The 15,025-nt window shown below is 73.8% G+C and carries 14 protein-coding genes; 8 read left to right on the plus strand and 6 right to left on the minus strand.

Features of this window, described 5'->3' with window-relative positions; genetic code table 11:
• The first annotated feature begins 1 nt into the window (after position 1).
• Positions 2-1,780, plus strand: coding sequence for a CocE/NonD family hydrolase (locus ACFYV5_RS02855; RefSeq protein WP_389165034.1), 1,779 nt, complete (start codon positions 2-4; stop codon positions 1,778-1,780).
• 155 nt (positions 1,781-1,935) lie between these two features.
• Complete coding sequence (locus ACFYV5_RS02860) at positions 1,936-2,661, plus strand: GNAT family protein (protein ID WP_355115670.1); 726 nt, start codon at positions 1,936-1,938, stop codon at positions 2,659-2,661.
• A 109-nt stretch (positions 2,662-2,770) separates the two neighbouring features.
• On the opposite strand, the gene ACFYV5_RS02865 is transcribed toward ACFYV5_RS02860, so the two are convergent.
• Both ACFYV5_RS02865 and ACFYV5_RS02870 read right to left on the minus strand, forming a co-directional pair.
• Entirely contained in the window at positions 2,771-3,868 is a 1,098-nt protein-coding gene (locus ACFYV5_RS02865; protein ID WP_389163540.1) for an adenosine deaminase, read from the minus strand.
• A gap of 67 nt (positions 3,869-3,935) precedes the next feature.
• Positions 3,936-4,685: a GntR family transcriptional regulator gene (locus ACFYV5_RS02870; protein WP_389163543.1), complete on the minus strand. Its 750-nt coding sequence runs from the start codon at positions 4,683-4,685 to the stop codon at positions 3,936-3,938.
• A 181-nt stretch (positions 4,686-4,866) separates the two neighbouring features.
• On the opposite strand from ACFYV5_RS02870, the gene ACFYV5_RS02875 reads away from it, so the two are divergent.
• Together ACFYV5_RS02875 and ACFYV5_RS02880 are read left to right on the plus strand one after the other, a co-directional pair.
• On the plus strand, positions 4,867-6,294 hold the full coding sequence (locus ACFYV5_RS02875) for an MFS transporter (protein WP_355115664.1): 1,428 nt from the start codon (positions 4,867-4,869) through the stop codon (positions 6,292-6,294).
• 229 nt (positions 6,295-6,523) lie between these two features.
• Entirely contained in the window at positions 6,524-6,865 is a 342-nt protein-coding gene (locus tag ACFYV5_RS02880; protein ID WP_355115662.1) for a hypothetical protein, read from the plus strand.
• Between the two features lie 160 nt (positions 6,866-7,025).
• Here ACFYV5_RS02880 and ACFYV5_RS02885 read toward each other — a convergent pair whose 3' ends face one another.
• Positions 7,026-7,373, minus strand: coding sequence for a VOC family protein (locus tag ACFYV5_RS02885; RefSeq protein ID WP_389163547.1), 348 nt, complete (start codon positions 7,371-7,373; stop codon positions 7,026-7,028).
• Positions 7,374-7,394: 21 nt separating this feature from the next.
• Positions 7,395-8,231 carry a methyltransferase domain-containing protein gene (locus tag ACFYV5_RS02890; protein ID WP_355116322.1) on the minus strand — a complete coding sequence of 279 codons (837 nt, stop codon included), beginning with the start codon at positions 8,229-8,231 and terminating at the stop codon, positions 7,395-7,397.
• 189 nt (positions 8,232-8,420) lie between these two features.
• Between ACFYV5_RS02890 and ACFYV5_RS02895 the strand changes: the two genes are divergently transcribed.
• From ACFYV5_RS02895 to ACFYV5_RS02905, 3 genes are all read left to right on the plus strand, one after another.
• Positions 8,421-10,271: a transketolase gene (locus ACFYV5_RS02895; protein ID WP_389163551.1), complete on the plus strand. Its 1,851-nt coding sequence runs from the start codon at positions 8,421-8,423 to the stop codon at positions 10,269-10,271.
• A 299-nt stretch (positions 10,272-10,570) separates the two neighbouring features.
• A complete protein-coding gene (locus ACFYV5_RS02900) occupies positions 10,571-11,803 on the plus strand; it encodes an aminotransferase class I/II-fold pyridoxal phosphate-dependent enzyme (protein WP_389163553.1) in 1,233 nt (410 codons plus the stop codon).
• Positions 11,804-11,903: 100 nt separating this feature from the next.
• Positions 11,904-12,956: an MBL fold metallo-hydrolase gene (locus ACFYV5_RS02905; protein WP_389163555.1), complete on the plus strand. Its 1,053-nt coding sequence runs from the start codon at positions 11,904-11,906 to the stop codon at positions 12,954-12,956.
• Here ACFYV5_RS02905 and ACFYV5_RS02910 read toward each other — a convergent pair.
• Together ACFYV5_RS02910 and ACFYV5_RS02915 are read right to left on the minus strand one after the other, a co-directional pair.
• Entirely contained in the window at positions 12,936-13,619 is a 684-nt protein-coding gene (locus ACFYV5_RS02910) for a DedA family protein (RefSeq protein ID WP_389163558.1), read from the minus strand. The two genes, ACFYV5_RS02905 and ACFYV5_RS02910, sit on opposite strands and share 21 nt — an antisense overlap.
• Positions 13,616-14,389: an MBL fold metallo-hydrolase gene (locus ACFYV5_RS02915; protein ID WP_355116329.1), complete on the minus strand. Its 774-nt coding sequence runs from the start codon at positions 14,387-14,389 to the stop codon at positions 13,616-13,618. The genes ACFYV5_RS02910 and ACFYV5_RS02915 overlap by 4 nt, the downstream gene beginning before the upstream one ends.
• Positions 14,390-14,572: 183 nt before the next feature.
• Here ACFYV5_RS02915 and ACFYV5_RS02920 point away from each other — a divergent pair, with 183 nt between their 5' ends.
• Positions 14,573-14,986: a hypothetical protein gene (locus ACFYV5_RS02920; protein WP_389163560.1), complete on the plus strand. Its 414-nt coding sequence runs from the start codon at positions 14,573-14,575 to the stop codon at positions 14,984-14,986.
• Positions 14,987-15,025 lie beyond the last annotated feature (39 nt).

The following is a 15,025-nucleotide window of genomic DNA, read 5'->3' on the forward strand; positions in this document are numbered from 1 at the left end:
CGTGTCCCGCGCCCTGCCCCGATCCCGCAAGGCCCTCGCCCTGGTCGCCGGCACGGCGGTCGCCCTGCCCCTCACGTTCACCGCACCGGCGAACGGCGCCGAACCGGGCTCGTACACCGTCACCCCGCTGAGCTTCACCGTCCGGGCGGGCGACCGGAGCTGCACCGTCGACGCCGACCTCTACCGCCCGGCCGGGGTGGACGCCGCGCACCCGGCGCCCGCCGTGCTCGCCACCAACGGGTTCGGCGGGAGCAAGACGGACGGGTCCACCGACGCCATCGGGAAGGCCTTCGCCGCCCGGGGCTATGTCGGACTCGTCTACTCCGGGCTCGGCTTCGGGAAGTCCGGCTGCCTGATCTCCCTCGACGACCCGCGCATCGACGGACAGGCCGCCACCCGGCTCGTCGACTTCCTCGGCGGCACCCGCGCCGCCGACGACGGCACCCGTGCCGACTTCGTCACCAAGGACGGCACGGGCGACCCGCGCGTCGGCATGATCGGCGGCTCCTACGGCGGCGCGATCCAGCTCGCGACCGCCTCCGTCGACCCCCGCCTCGACGCCCTCGTCCCGCTCATCACCTGGAACGACCTCGCCTACTCCCTCGCCCCCAACGGCGCCGACCGCGCCACCCCCGGCGTCTTCAAATGGCAGTGGGCCAACGGTTTCTACCTGATGGGCGAGGGCCAGCCGCTGCTCGCCCCCTCCCTCGATCCCTCGCGTATCAACACGCTCGGCTGTCTGCACTTCGTCACCGACGCCTGCGACACCGTCCGGCTGCTCAACTCCGGCCGCTACCCGGAGGCCGAGTCCAAAAAGATGCTCGACTTCGCGCGGAGCGTCTCCCCGGTCTCGTACCTCGACCGCGTCAAGGCGCCGACGCTGATCGTCCAGGGCCAGTCCGACAGTCTTTTCAACCTCAACGAGGCCCAGGACACCTACGAGCGGCTCCAGGCCCGGGGCGTCGAGACCAAGATGATCTGGCAGTCGTGGGGGCACAGCGGCGGCATCACCGACCCCGCCGCCGGGGAACTCGACCTCGGGCAGGGGAATCTGGAGACCAGTTACGTCGGGCAGCGCGTCCTCGCCTGGTTCGACCGGTACCTCCGGGACGACCGGTCCGCCGGCACCGGGGCCGAGTTCGCCTACTACCGCTCCTGGCAGAGCGGCTACGGCACCGCCGCCACCGTCCCGGCCCTCAGCCAGAAGCTCTACCTCTCCGGCGACGGCAAGCTCGTCGACAACCGGGCCAAGGTCGCCCGGGGCTCGCGCCAGTACAGCAACTGGCTGGTCCCCACGAGCCACTCGGAGTCCTCGCTGGCCGGCATGATCGGCCTGCCCGACCCCCAGCCGTACGACACCACGGGCACCTACCTCGGCTGGACCAGCGCCCCGCTCACGGCCCCCGTCGACCTCGTCGGCTCCCCGAAGGCCACGCTCCGGGTCGTCTCGCCGAAGACCGAGCGCGTCCAGGACTCCGGCGACGCCGCCGACAAGCTCGTGCTCTTCGCGAAGGTCTACGACATCGCGCCGGACGGGAAGAAGACCCTCGTCAACCGGCTCGTCGCGCCGGTGCGGGTGCCGGACGCGACCCGTCCCTTCACGGTGGAGCTGCCGGGCATCGTGCACCGCTACGAGACGGGCCACCGCCTGGAGTTCGTGATCGCGGCGAGCGACACCGCGTACGCCGGCAACCGCGGGATCAAGCCGGTGACGGTCGTCAGCGCCCCCGAGGACACCGGGACGCTGGAGCTGCCCATCGTGCGAGGCCGGGTGGGTTAGGCCAGGGGTGTGGATTCACACGACCGTCCGCTGTTCTTTACCTTTTCTTTTCCCATTTCGCGGGCGCCGGGACGGAGACTGTGCCTCCGCCTCTCGCATCGTGATACGCCGGTGCGTGGCGGCACATCCCCCCTCCTAGAAAGACCGAAGGCCCCGTGCCGCTTCCCGTTGTGCTCACCGGCCGCACCGTGCGGCTGGAGCCTCTCGCTCCGCACCACGCCGCCGCGATCGCCGCCGCTGGTGCCGAGGACCGTACGACGTACGCGTTCACCCCCGTCCCGCACAGCCCGGAGACGGCACACCTCTATATCGAACGCGCCCTCGCCGAACAGGGCGCGGGCCGGGCACTGCCCTTCGCCGTCGTGAGCGCGGCCGACGGGCGGGTCGTGGGCGCGACCAGGTTCCTGCAGCTCGACTACTGGCAGGGGCCGCTGGTCTGGCCCTCCGTACCCGGAGTGCCGCACGGGGATCCGGCCACCGCCGTCCCCGACGCGGCCGAGATCGGCAACACCTGGCTCTCGCCGCAGGCCCAGGGCACCGGCATCAACACCGAGGCCAAGCTGCTGATGCTGCGCCACGCCTTCGAGGGGTGGGGCGTACGGCGGATCTCGATGCGGGCCGATGCCCGGAACCTCCGCTCGCGGGCCGCCATCGAGCGTCTGGGCGCCACCTGCGAGGGCGTGCACCGGGCTCATTCACGAGGGCTGGACGGGGCCGTGCGCAGCACCGCCTTCTACTCGATCCTCGACGAGGAGTGGCCGGCCGTGCGGGCCGTCATCGAGGCCAGGCTCGACCGCGCGACCCGGCGCGACGGGGTGTCCCGGCGCGAGGCGGTGGCGGCGCCGCCCGCGTGCCCGCGCGGCCCGCTCGTCCCGGCGTAACGGTGTAGCGGCGGAGAGCCCCGCCGCTTCCCGGCGTGGGGGAGAACCCCGCCGGTCCGGGAGCAGCGAGAGCCCCGCCCGACCGGGCGGGGCTCTCCGCGGAGGGCGACTAGCGCGCCGCGAGCGCCGCGTACCCCGGGCGCACGACCTCGTCGATCAGCCGCTGCCGCTCCGGCAGCGGCAGGAAGGCGGCGTCGAGCGCGGCGACCGTGAACTCCTCGAAGACCTCCGGGCCGTAGCCGAAGGCGTCCACCATGTGCTGGAACTCCTCGCTCATGGTGGTGCCGGAGACCAGCCGGTTGTCCGTGTTGAGCGTGATGCGGAAGCCGAGCCGGCGCAGCTCGTCGATCGGGTGCGAGGCGTAGTCCTTGGCCGCGCCCGTCTGCAGGTTGGAGGTCGGGCAGACCTCCAGGGCGATCCGGTTGTCGCGGACGTACGCGGCCAGGTGGCCGAGCGTGCCGTCCTCGGCGATGTCGTCCGTGATCCGCACGCCGTGGCCGATTCGCTCGCTGCCGCAGACCTGGACGGCCTCGTGGATCGACTCCGCGCCGACGGCCTCGCCGGCGTGGATCGTGAAGTGGCAGTTGTGCTGCTTGAGGTGCTGGAAGGCCGGGAGGTGGCGGGCCGGCGGGTTGCCGATCTCGCCGCCGGCGATGTCGAAGCCGGCCACGCCCCGGTCGCGGTGCGCCACGGTGAGCCGGGCGATCTCCAGGGAACGGTCGGTGTGGCGCATGCCGGTGAGCAGCGCGCGGACGGTGATCCGTCCGCCGGCGCGGCGCTCGCCCTCGCGGAAGCCGTCGTTCACGGCCTCGACGACCTCGTCGAGGGTCAGGCCGGCCGCCAGGTGCTGCTCGGGGGCGTAGCGGATCTCGGCGTAGACGACCCCGTCCGCCGCCAGGTCCTCGGCGCACTCGGCCGCGATCCGGTGCAGCGCCTCGCGGGTCTGCATCACCGCGCAGGTGTGGGCGAAGGTCTCCAGGTACCGCTCCAGCGAACCGGAGTCGGCGGCGTCCCGGAACCAGACCGCGAGCGCGGCCGGGTCCTCGGTCGGCAGCGCGGTGTAGCCGCACTCCCGGGCCAGTTCGACGATGGTGGCGGGACGCAGGCCGCCGTCGAGGTGGTCGTGGAGGACGGCCTTCGGAGCCCGACGGATCCAGTCGGAGACGGCGGGGGCGGCAGAGGCGGCGAGGTTGTCAGACAAGTGCATGGCGCGGAAGTGTACGCCACGCTGAACCACCGCCGCTGTGACGGTGGTGACAGGGTGCTCGGGCGGATCAGTTGGACTGCAGTACGGGGAGGGCGGGAGCGCCCGTCGGCAGCATGTGCTTGGCCGCCAGGACCGGGGTGTCCCCGACCCGTACGACCTGGGTGATCAGGACCGCCGGGGTGTCGGCCGGGCGGCCGAGCTGCTCGCCGCGGCGCTGGCCGACCAGCGTCGCGGTCACACTGCTGTGCGCCCCGAGCGGCACCCCGCGCGAGGCGCCGGCGAGCACCGCCAGCATGGAGGTGCGCTCGGCCGCCTGCGTCGTGCGCAGCGCCCGGGCGAATTCCGGGTGCACCCGCTCCAGTACGTCGTCGGCGGCCGCCCACTCCTGGCTCAGGGCCGCCGCCGTACCCTCTCCGGCCAGCAGGGACTCCCAGAAGCGCAGCTCCGCCCTGGCCGGGGCGAGCAGGTGCTGGGTGGTGAAGTCGGTGGGCTCCTCGACCGCCCGCAGAAGGGCCCGTACGCGCAGCGGCGTGCCGGTCCCGATCAGCTCCTCCAGCGGCTGGATGTGCTCGAAACCGCGCCGTGGCGGGTGGTCGTTGACGGTCCGGCCGACACCGCGCCGTACCGAGAGCAGCCCGTCCTCCTGAAGGAGCAGCAGGGCCTCGCGCAGGGCGGGGCGGCTCACGCCCAGCTCGCCGGCGAGCTTCGGCTCGGAGGGGAGGGTCGAACCGGGGGGATAGGTGCCGTCGTGGATGGCGTCCGCGATCCGCTCGTAGAGCACCACGACCGGTCGCCGCTGCTGTCCGCTGACTGCCACTGCCCCTCCTCCGCCTCACTTGTCGGCAGGCCACAGCGTATCCGGATTCACAGGGCCAAGGGTCTTGACGTTTTACGCGCGTAGAGTCCAGCCTGTCGGGGCGCTGCTTGTCAGACAAGCATCAGTGGGTGTGGCGAGCGGCGTGCCCAATGAACGTGACATCCAAGGCAAAGGGGCCGATATGTCAGCCAAATCCGACCTCACGGGCCGTGGGCCCATGCTCCTGGCGATGGTCCTCGCCGTCCTCGGCTACCAGATCAACGCCACGATGCTCAGCCCCGCACTGCCGGATGTCATCGAACGCCTGGGCACCACCACGGCCGCCGCCGGTCTCTCGCAGACCCTCTTCTTCCTGATGGCGGCCATCGGCCAGGTGACGCTCGCCCGCCTCAGCGACCAGCGCGGCCGCAAGCCGATGATGATCGTCTGCGCCTTCGTGCTGATCGCCGGAAACCTGCTCTGCGTCTTCGCGCCGAACATCGAGGTCTTCATCGCCGGCCGGATCCTCCAGGGCATCTCCGCCGCGATGTTCACCCTCGCCTTCCTCACCCTCAACCAGTCGCTGACCCCGGCCGGCTTCGGCAAGGCCGCGGGCATCATCACCGCCGTCAACGGCGGCCTCGCGGGCGTCGACGCCATCGCCGGCGGCCAGATCGCCGACACCATCGGCTTCCGCGGCATCTTCGTCTGCTCCACCCTGATCGCCGTGGCGGGCCTCATCGGCGTACGGAAGTACGTCCCCGACGTCCCGGCCACCGCGACCGACGGCCGCTTCGACTCCCGGGGCATCACCGCCCTCGCGCTCGGCCTCACCGGCATCCTCGTCGGCCTCGCCCAGGGCGCCGCCTGGGGCTGGACCTCCGTGCTCACCCTCGGCTTCCTCCTCGGCGGCCTGGCCTCGCTCGTCTTCTTCGTCGTCTCGCAGAAGAGCGCCGCCAACCCGGTCATCGACATCGAGGTGCTCGCCTCGCGCCGCGCCTGGCCGCTGCTGCTCACCACGGTCTGCACCCTGGGCGGCGCCTTCGGCGCCATCGCGCTCACGATCCCGCTCTTCTCGCAGGACGCCCGGGTCGGCCTCGGCCTCTCCGCCGTCACCGCCGCCGTCCTCTTCCTCACGCCTATTCAGCTGATCGGCGTGGTCTCGGCCCCGCTGACCGGCCGCCTCGGTCCGAAGGTCGGCTGGCGCACGATCGTCGTCACCGGCGCGGTCGCCAACTTCGCGATCTTCCTCTTCGCCACGTTCTTCCTGCACAACGAGTGGATCCTGGTCGCCTCGCTCGCGGCGCTCGGCGTCACATACGGCGGGTTCATGCTGACCGGCCTCAACGGCCTCGCCGTCACCACGGCCCCCAAGGACAAGCCCGGCTCGCTCTCCGGCCTCAACGGCGCCTGCTTCGGCATCGGTGCCTCGCTGGGCATCGCCCTGGCCTCCGCGATGATCACGGCGGGCAGCGACGCGGGCGGCCCGACCGAGGCCGGCTACCAGCACGCCATGTACACGGCCCTCGCGCTGCTCGGCATCGGCGTCGTGACGGCCCTGCTCATCCAGCGCCCGGATCCGGCCGAGACCCCGTCCGACGCGCCGCAGCCGGTGCTCGCCCACCACTGACCGGGCCCCGGGCGAGGCCGCACCCTCACCCGTACGGCCCTTCCCACCGCCCCCGTGCGGACCGGATCCCTCCATCCTGGTCCCACGGGGGCGGTCGCGTACGAGGACGGAGAGGTCCGGGCATGAGTCCCACGGAGACATCGAGTACGGGCCGGCCCCGGTGCACCGGACCCCGCACGCCCGGCCGGACCGCGGTCCGGGCACATGGCGCGGCGACCCGGAGGCGGGCATGAGGCGGGCGGCGGTCCTGGGTACGGGCGCGGTCCTCGCGCTCGCGGCGGTGGCCGTCACGACGGGGGAGGAGGCGGTGGCCGAGGAGGACGCCCCGCCGATGCCCTCCTTCCTCGGCAAGGGACTCTGGCGGGTCTTCACCACGCTCGATCACCGCACGCGCCTCGACGTCCACGACGTCGGCGGGAGCGACCGGCGGGTGCTGTGGCCGCCCCACTGGACGGTGTGCACCCAGCATCCGGACGAGGGCGCGGCCCTCGACGGGCGGGCCACCGTCGTGATCGGCGTGGTGAAGAAGGGGGAGAGCTGCCCGAGGAAGGTCCGCTCGGCCCGCCGCTAGCCACCACCAGCCGGGAAGCCGCACCGTCCGTGCCCGCGCCCGGCACCGGACCGCATCGCCGGCATGCCGTGCGCGTCGACCCCGACGGCACAGCGGGCGCCCCTGCTCATGGGCCTCGTGGTGGACGCCCTCGCCGCACCCTGAGCTCGTGTCCGGTGGATCAGACCCGGCGGTCGACGTACTCGAAGACCGAGCCGTCCGGGTGGACCGCGATCAGATTACGGCCGACCGGGGTCGGGACCGGGCCGGCCAGGACCTTGGCACCCGCCTCCGTCAGCGCGGTGAACGCCTCGTCCACATCCTGGACGGAGATCGTCGCGGTGACCTTCCGCAGCACCTCCAGCTCCGACTCCGGTCCGCTCATCAGCAGAAAGCATCCGACGGCCGCGACCGCCACCCCGCCCCGCTCGAAGCGCAGGGCGGAGGCGCCGGTCAGCCGCTCGTAGAAGTCGACCGCCGCATCGAGATCGTCGACGCAGACACGCAGCGTGGTACCCAGAATCTCCATACGGAAAAGCCTAGTTGAGGCTCAGGAGACACGGCACAGGATCTCGCCGTGCGGGACCATGAACCAGGCGTCCTCCCGCCGGCCCCACTCCCGCCACGCCTCGGCGATGTCGGCCAGGGCCCCGGCCGTCGTGTGGCCGCCGTCCACGGCCAGCTCCGCGTACACCGACTCCGTCGTCCGGTCCGCCCACAGCCCGCTCCACCACGCCCGCTCCTCCGGCGTCGCGAAGCACCAGGTGCTCGCCGTCGTCGTGACGTCCGTGAACCCCGCCCGCCGCGCCCAGGCGAACAGCCGCCTCCCCGCGTCGGGTTCGCCGCCGTTGGCCCGCGCGACGCGGCGGTACAGCTCCTGCCACGTCTCCAGGCCGGGCGGTTCCGGGTACCAGGTGAAGGCCCCGTAGTCGCTGTCCCGGGCGGCGACCACACCGCCCGGGCGGCAGACCCTCCGCATCTCGCGCAGCGCCCGCACCGGGTCGCCCACGTGCTGCAGCACCTGGTGGGCGTGGACGACGTCGAACGAGTCGTCCGGGAAGTCCAGGGCATGGACGTCGGCCACCGCGAACTCCACGTTCCGCACGCCCCGTTCGGCGGCCGTGGCCCGCGCCTTGCCCAGCACGTCCTCGGCCGCGTCCACGCCGGTCACCCGGCCGGGCGCGACCAGCGCGGCCAGATCGGCGGTGATGGTGCCCGGTCCGCAGCCCACGTCCAGGACGTCCAGGCCGGGGCGCAGTTCCGGGATCAGATAGGCCGCGGAGTTGGCGGCGGTGCGCCAGCTGTGCGACCGCAGCACCGACTCGTGGTGCCCGTGGGTGTAGACGGCGGTCTCCTGCGGCCTGGACTGCTCGGAGGCATGGCTCATGACCGATCTCCCTCGTGTGGGTGGGTACGGCCACGGTACGCGCTCGATTCGTATCGTGAGATGCCAATCTCGGTATGTGGGCAGCGGGTTCGCGGGAATCCCCGGGCATACGCCTCCGGGCCCTGGGTACCCGCTCGATGGACTCGCCAGTTCCCGGCCGCCGCGATGGCTCGTGGAGGAAGGTTCGTGATGCGGTACGAAACGATGTCCTCGCTCGCACGGCAGCTCCGCGTCGATGCCGTGCGGGCCGCCGACGCGGCCGGCTCCGGCCACCCGACCTCCTCGATGTCGGCCGCGGAGATCGGCGCCGTGCTGCTCGCCCACCACCTCCGCTACGACTTCGACCGCCCCGACCACCCGGGCAACGACCGGCTCGTCCTGTCCAAGGGGCACGCCTCACCCCTGCTCTACGCGATGTACAGGGCCGCCGGCGTCGTCGGCGAGAGCGAGCTCCTCACCTTCCGCGGCAAGGGAAGCCTCCTCGAAGGCCACCCCACACCCCGGCTGCCCTGGGTCGACGTCGCCACCGGCTCCCTGGGCCAGGGACTGCCCATCGGCGTCGGCATGGCGCTGGCCGGAAAGTTCCTCGACCGCGTCCCGTACCAGGTGTGGGTGGTCAGCGGCGACAGCGAGATGGCCGAGGGCTCCGTCTGGGAGGCCGTCGAGCACGCCGCCTACTGCGGCCTGGACAACCTCACCCTGATCGTCGACGTCAACCGCCTCGGCCAGCGCGGCCCCACCCGCCACCAGCACGACCTGGGCGCGTACGCCGCCCGCCTCGAGGCCTTCGGCTGGCACACCGTCCGGATCGACGGCCACGACGTCCAGGCCGTCGACGCGGCGCTGCGCGAGGCGCGGGCGACCGTCCGCCGGCCCACCGCCGTCCTCGCCGCCACCCGCAAGGGCCGGGGCGTGGCCGCCGTCGAGAACCGCGAGGGGATGCACGGCAAACCGCTCCCCGACGCCAAGGCCGCCATCGCCGAACTGGGCGGACCGAGCGAGCTGCAGGTCCGGGTGACCGACCCGCCCGCCGCGCTGGTGCCCCGTCCCGTCAGGGACGGCGCACCGCGGCTCCCGCGGTACGACAAGGGCGAGAAGGTCGCCACCCGCGACGCCTACGGGCACGCCCTCGCCGCCCTCGGCGACGTGCGCGGCGACGTCGTCGCGCTGGACGGCGAGGTGAGCGACTCGACCCGCACCGAGTTCTTCGCGAAGGCGCACCCCGAGCGCTACTTCGAGTGCTGGATCGCCGAACAGCAGCTGGTCGGAGCCGCCGTCGGACTCCAGGCGCGCGGCTACGTCCCGTACGCCTCCACCTTCGCCGCGTTCCTCACCCGCGCCTACGACTTCGTCCGCATGGCGGCCGTCAGCCGGGCCGGGATCAACCTCGTCGGTTCCCACGCCGGAGTCTCCATCGGCCAGGACGGACCCAGCCAGATGGGGCTGGAGGACCTGGCGATGCTGCGGGCCGTGCACGGCAGCACCGTCCTCTACCCCTGCGACGCCCACCAGACGGCGAAACTCGTGGAGACCATGGCCGATCTCGACGGCGTCCGCTATCTGCGCACCACGCGCGGCGGCACCCCCGTCCTGTACGGACCCGAGGAGGACTTCCCGGTCGGCGGGAGCAAGGTGCTCCGCAGTCACGGGGAGGACGACCGGGCGACCGTCGTCGCCGCCGGGGTGACCGTGCACGAGGCACTGAAGGCCGCCGACCGGCTCGCGGAGATCGGACTGCCGATCCGGGTGATCGACCTCTATTCGGTGAAACCGGTGGACACCGCGACCCTCGACCAGGCGGCCGGGGCGACCGGATGCGTCCTGACCGTGGAGGACCACCACCCCGAGGGCGGGCTCGGTGACGCGGTCGCCGAGGCGTACGCCAACGGGCACGGCCAGATGCCCCGCCTGGCGCGGCTCGCCGTACGCTCCATGCCCCACTCCGCGACCCCGGAGGAACAGCTGCACGACGCCGGCATCGACGCGGACGCGATCGTCTCGGCCGTCGAACTGATGGTGCAGCGGGTCCTGGTGCGGTGAGCCCGCCGACGGATCGCGAGGAGGTCGCCGCAGCCATGTCCCCCTCACCCGCCGCAGCCATGTCTCCCTCATCCGCCGCAGCCGTGTCTCCCCCACCCGCCGCCCCGGGGGCGATCTCCCGTCCGTCACCCGGACGGCCCCGGCCGGGCGCGCCGGAAACGGCCGAGGTTCCCGCGCCACCGGCGCCGCTCCCGACGCCGCCCGGGCCGTCCCCGAAGCAGCGAACCACCTCGAACCTTCGTATAAAGGGCACTGGGGGTGTCGTACGGGCATCACCGGGTGCTCAGGAGGTGCGGGAGATGCGGCAGACGGCTCCGGAAGGCCGCGGCCCGGTGCGCTACGGCCCGCCGGCCCCGGAACCCGGCCTGCCCGTGCTCCCCGGGCTCGCCGCGATCCTCGCCGCCGCCGCGGATCGCACCGCCGTCGAACCGCCCGGCGGCGGGCCGGTGCTCCGGGAGGCCGCCGTCGGCTACTGGTGGCGCCGCGGCCTGCGCGCCCACGCCGAGGACGTCGTCGCGGCCCCGGGCGCGCAACCCCTGCTGCTCGCCCTGATCGCCGCGTACGGCGGTGACATCCTGCTGCCCCGCCCCTGCCCCGCCTGGTGGACCCCGCAGGCCCGCCTCCTCGGCCGCCCCGCCTACCACGTGCCCACCCCCGCCGAGTGCGGTGGCGTACCCGACCCGTACGCCCTGCTCGAAACCGTCCGGCGGGTCCGCGCCGAAGGCGGTCACCCCCGTCTGCTGCTGCTCTCCGTCGCCGACGATCCCACCGCCACCGTCGCCCCGCCCGAGCTCGTCCGCGAGGCGTGCGAGGCCGCCGTCGCCGAGGGGCTGCACATCATCAGCGACGAGACCTGGCGCGACACCCTGCACCGGCGCCACGACACGGTGCTCCTCAGCCCCGCCGAGATGTGCCCGGACGACGTCACCGTGCTGTACGACCTGGCCGGCGCCCTCGCCCCGGCCGCCTGGCCCTGCGCCGTGGCCCGCTTCCCGCCCACCGGCCCGGCACGCGCGGACCGCTACACCGACCCCCGGGCCCGCACCCTCGACATCCTCACCGCGCTCGGCGCCTTCGTCGCGGGACCGGTCGCCCCCGCCGCCGCGCACGCCCTCGACGAACCGGAGGACGTCACCGTCCGTACCGCCCTCTCCGCCGCCCTCCACGCGCGCGTGGCCGCCGCGGCGCACCGGGCGGTCCTCTCCGCCGGCGCCCTCGCCCGGCCCCCGCAGGCGGGCCGCCACCTCTACGCCGACCTCGGTCCGCTCCGGGCCGGGCTCTCCGCCCGCGGCGTCACCGACTCCATGGAGCTGGAGAACCACCTCAGCCGGCGGCTGGGCACCCCCGTGCCCGGCGGACACCGCTTCGGCGACGAACTCGGCGCCCTGCGCGTACGGTTCGACACCGGCGCGTTCCTGGGATCGACGGAGGAGGAGCGGATGGAGTCCCTCGCATCGGCCGACCCGGTGGAATTGCCGCACGTGGCCCGCGCGTTGAGCTCCTTCGGAGCCGCCCTGGAGGAACTCCGGTGAGCCCGGGGGCCTTCGGCCCCTCCGGACGCCCGTACGGACGCCTGGAAGACGTCCCCGACTCCCCGACTCCCCGACGAACTGCGCAGATCGGAGCCCGCAGATGACGGAACAGACGGCACGGCCGACGCAGGCCCCGCAGACCGCGCGCGACGACGGGACCGTCCCCGCTCCTGCCCCCGCCCCCGTTCCCGTCCTCCAGCCCGTCGGCCGGATCCGGCACGACTGGCCGCGCTCCTTCGCCGACCGTCTCACCGCGCCGCTCCCCGGCGTCCGCGCCATGACCCGGCTCGCCCGTGAGGGCGCCGTGCGCCCCGGCCCCGAGGGCCTGCGCGACATCCCCCTGCTGCCGTACGCGCCCGGCCCGCTGCCCGCCGCCGGTCCCGACACGCTCGCCGTCACCTGGGCCGGCCATGCCAGCTGGATCCTGCGCACCGGCGGCCTGACCGTCCTCACCGACCCCGTCTGGTCCCGCCGGATCCTGGGCACCCCGGCCAGGATCACCCCGGTCGGGGTGCGCTGGGAGGACCTTCCGCCGGTGGACGCGGTCGTCATCAGCCACAACCACTTCGACCACCTCGACGCCCCCACCCTCAAGAGGCTGCCCCGGGCCACGCCGGTCTTCGTCCCCGCCGGTCTCGGCCGCTGGTTCACCCGCCGCGGGTTCCGCCGGGTCACCGAGCTCGACTGGTGGGAGGCGGCCGAACTCGACGGCGTACGCTTCGAGTTCGTTCCCGCCCACCACTGGTCCAAGCGGACCCTCCTCGACACCTGCCGCTCGCTCTGGGGCGGCTGGGTGCTCACCGACCGCCTCGACCGGCGGGTGTACTTCGCCGGGGACACCGGATATGGCCACTGGTTCGCCGAGATCGGGCGCCGCCACCCCGGAATCGACCTCGCGCTCCTCCCGATCGGCGCCTACGCCCCGCGCTGGTGGCTGAGCGACGTCCACACCGACCCGGAGGAGGCCGTCCGCGCCTTCCAGGACCTCGGGGCGCGGCGGATGGCCCCGATGCACTGGGCGACGTTCGTGCTCTCCTCCGAGCCGGTCCTCGAACCCCTCACCCGGGTCAGGGCCGCCTGGGCCCGCGCCGGGCTGCGCCGGGAAGACCTGTGGGACCTCCCCGTCGGCGCCTCACGCGTGCTCGCCCCCTGACCTGTCCGCCGCGCCCCGCCGCGGCCCGCGCACCCGCCGCCACAGCGCCGGAGCCCCGCTGACCAGCACCGTCAGCACCACCGCCGCCACCACGCCCTGCCACGGCTCGGGGAACAGCGAGCCGCCCAGAATCCCGATCAGCTGGTACGTCGCCGCCCACGCCAGACAGGCCGGCAGGTCCCCGCGGACGAACCGGCGCAGCGGCACCTGGGCCAGCAGACACGCCAGCATCACCGGAATCCGGCCGGCCGGCACCAGCCGCGACAGGACCAGCACCGACACCTGGTGGGTCTCCAGCTTCGTCCGCGCCTGCGCGAGCCGGTCGGGCGCGGCCCGGCCGCGCAGCACCTCCAGCCAGCGCGAGCCGTTCCGGGAGCGGACCCCGCGCTGCCCCAGCCAGTACAGCGCCACATCGCCCAGGAGCGCGGCGAACGCCGCCACCAGGAACACGAAGAGCAGCGCGAACGGAGACGTCTGGTGGAAGGCGACCACGGCCGCCGAGCTGACGATCGCCCCCGTCGGCACCACCGGCACCAGCGCGCCCAGCGCCACCAGCAGAAACAGCGAGGGATAGCCGACCGCCTGCTGTGTCGACTCCGGTGGCAGATCCGGTACGGCCGCCGCCGTGGCCACGGCGGCGGCGGCCAGGAGGCCACCCGTCACCGGGCGACCTCCGGCCGCACCCGCTCGCCGTGGCCCAGCAGATGCACCGCCACCTTCGGCGCGAGCCGCGCCGCGTGCCGGACGAACTCGTCGCCCGGCGCGTGGAACTCGTGCGGCCGGATCGCGTCCATCCCGATCGGCCAGTACGTGCCGTAGTGCACAGGCACCGCGGCCGCCGGGGAGAGCGCCGCGAGCGCCCGCGCCGCCCGCCCCGCGTCCAGATGACCGTGCCCCAGATACGGACCCCAGCCGCCCACCGGCAGCAGCGCCACGTCCACCGGGCCGACCGCCTCCGCCATTCCGTCGAAGAGACCGGTGTCGCCGGCGAAGTACGTCCGCGCCTCGCCCTCGACGACGTACCCGAGCGCGGGGGAGCGGTGCGGCCCCACCGGAAGACGCCGGCCGTCGTGCAGCGCCGGCACGGCCCGTACCGTCACGCCCTCCACCGTCACCGCGTCGCCCGGACCGAGCTCCGTCAGCCGCAGCCCCCGGCCGCCGAGCCTCCGCAGCCCCGCGACGGCGCGCGGCGCGCCGCGCGGCACGATCAGCCGCGTCCCGGGGGCCAGCCGGGCCAGCGAGGGCACATGCAGATGGTCGGCGTGCAGATGGGAGACGAGCACCGCCTCGGCCACCGCCGCCTCGGGCGGCGGCAGCGCGCCGCGCCGGCGCCGCAGGTGCGCCAGCCGGCCCGCGAAGAGCGGATCGGTGAGGAAGCGGACCCCCGAGTCCTCGATCGTGCAGGTGGCATGACCCCACCAGGTGACCTCCACCGGTACGCCGCCCTTCGCCCGAGCCGGATGCACTGACACCGAGGGTAGATGTCCGCGGCGGACGGCGCGGTCTCCCCGCTGCGGGGGCGTGCTCGCCGTCACCCAGGACGGCCGGCGGAACTGCCACACCCCGCGGCTCCTCCTCCCCGCCGTGAGCGCCCCGGTTCGGAGTAGGGTCGGCCCATGCACGGTGTTACCGGGGGGCTGGTGGCGGCGATCGCCAGCCTCACCCCGCTCGAGGAACTCGACAGCGACCCCTTCCTGGTCGACACACGCAGCCAGCACGAGATGTGCGCCCGCTGGGCCCTCGACAAGGGTTACGTCGTGACGAGGCAACTGCTCTGCTACGGGATCCGGCCCGACCACGCCGCGCTGTGGGCGGACGTGGAGGCCGGGCACGTCGACCTCTTCGTCGCCCCCAACGAGCGCGTCCTCGCCCGCGCGTTGACCGACGTCCCCGCGTTCTTCACGGAGTGCGAGCGGCGCGGCGTACGGCTGGAGACCGCGGGCCTCGACGAGCCCGCCTACGACGCCGCGGCCAAGGCGGACGTGCACCGCCGCCTCTCCATGCCCACCGCCGGCTACGACGGCTGCTGAACCGCCCGTACAACGCCCTCGCGCACCCCGCCCCGCGCC

Source organism: Streptomyces sp. NPDC003035, assembly GCF_042888285.1.
Classification (GTDB): domain Bacteria; phylum Actinomycetota; class Actinomycetes; order Streptomycetales; family Streptomycetaceae; genus Streptomyces.

Coding starts and splice junctions, on each gene's coding strand:
- ACFYV5_RS02880 (WP_355115662.1), top strand. CDS start 6,524: ATGAGGCGGGCGGCGGTCCTGGGTACGGGCGCGGTCCTCGCGCTCGCG.
- ACFYV5_RS02890 (WP_355116322.1), bottom strand. CDS start 8,231: ATGAGCCATGCCTCCGAGCAGTCCAGGCCGCAGGAGACCGCCGTCTAC.
- ACFYV5_RS02900 (WP_389163553.1), top strand. CDS start 10,571: ATGCGGCAGACGGCTCCGGAAGGCCGCGGCCCGGTGCGCTACGGCCCG.
- ACFYV5_RS02895 (WP_389163551.1), top strand. CDS start 8,421: ATGCGGTACGAAACGATGTCCTCGCTCGCACGGCAGCTCCGCGTCGAT.
- ACFYV5_RS02920 (WP_389163560.1), top strand. CDS start 14,573: ATGCACGGTGTTACCGGGGGGCTGGTGGCGGCGATCGCCAGCCTCACC.
- ACFYV5_RS02885 (WP_389163547.1), bottom strand. CDS start 7,373: ATGGAGATTCTGGGTACCACGCTGCGTGTCTGCGTCGACGATCTCGAT.
- ACFYV5_RS02865 (WP_389163540.1), bottom strand. CDS start 3,868: ATGCACTTGTCTGACAACCTCGCCGCCTCTGCCGCCCCCGCCGTCTCC.
- ACFYV5_RS02905 (WP_389163555.1), top strand. CDS start 11,904: ATGACGGAACAGACGGCACGGCCGACGCAGGCCCCGCAGACCGCGCGC.
- ACFYV5_RS02875 (WP_355115664.1), top strand. CDS start 4,867: ATGTCAGCCAAATCCGACCTCACGGGCCGTGGGCCCATGCTCCTGGCG.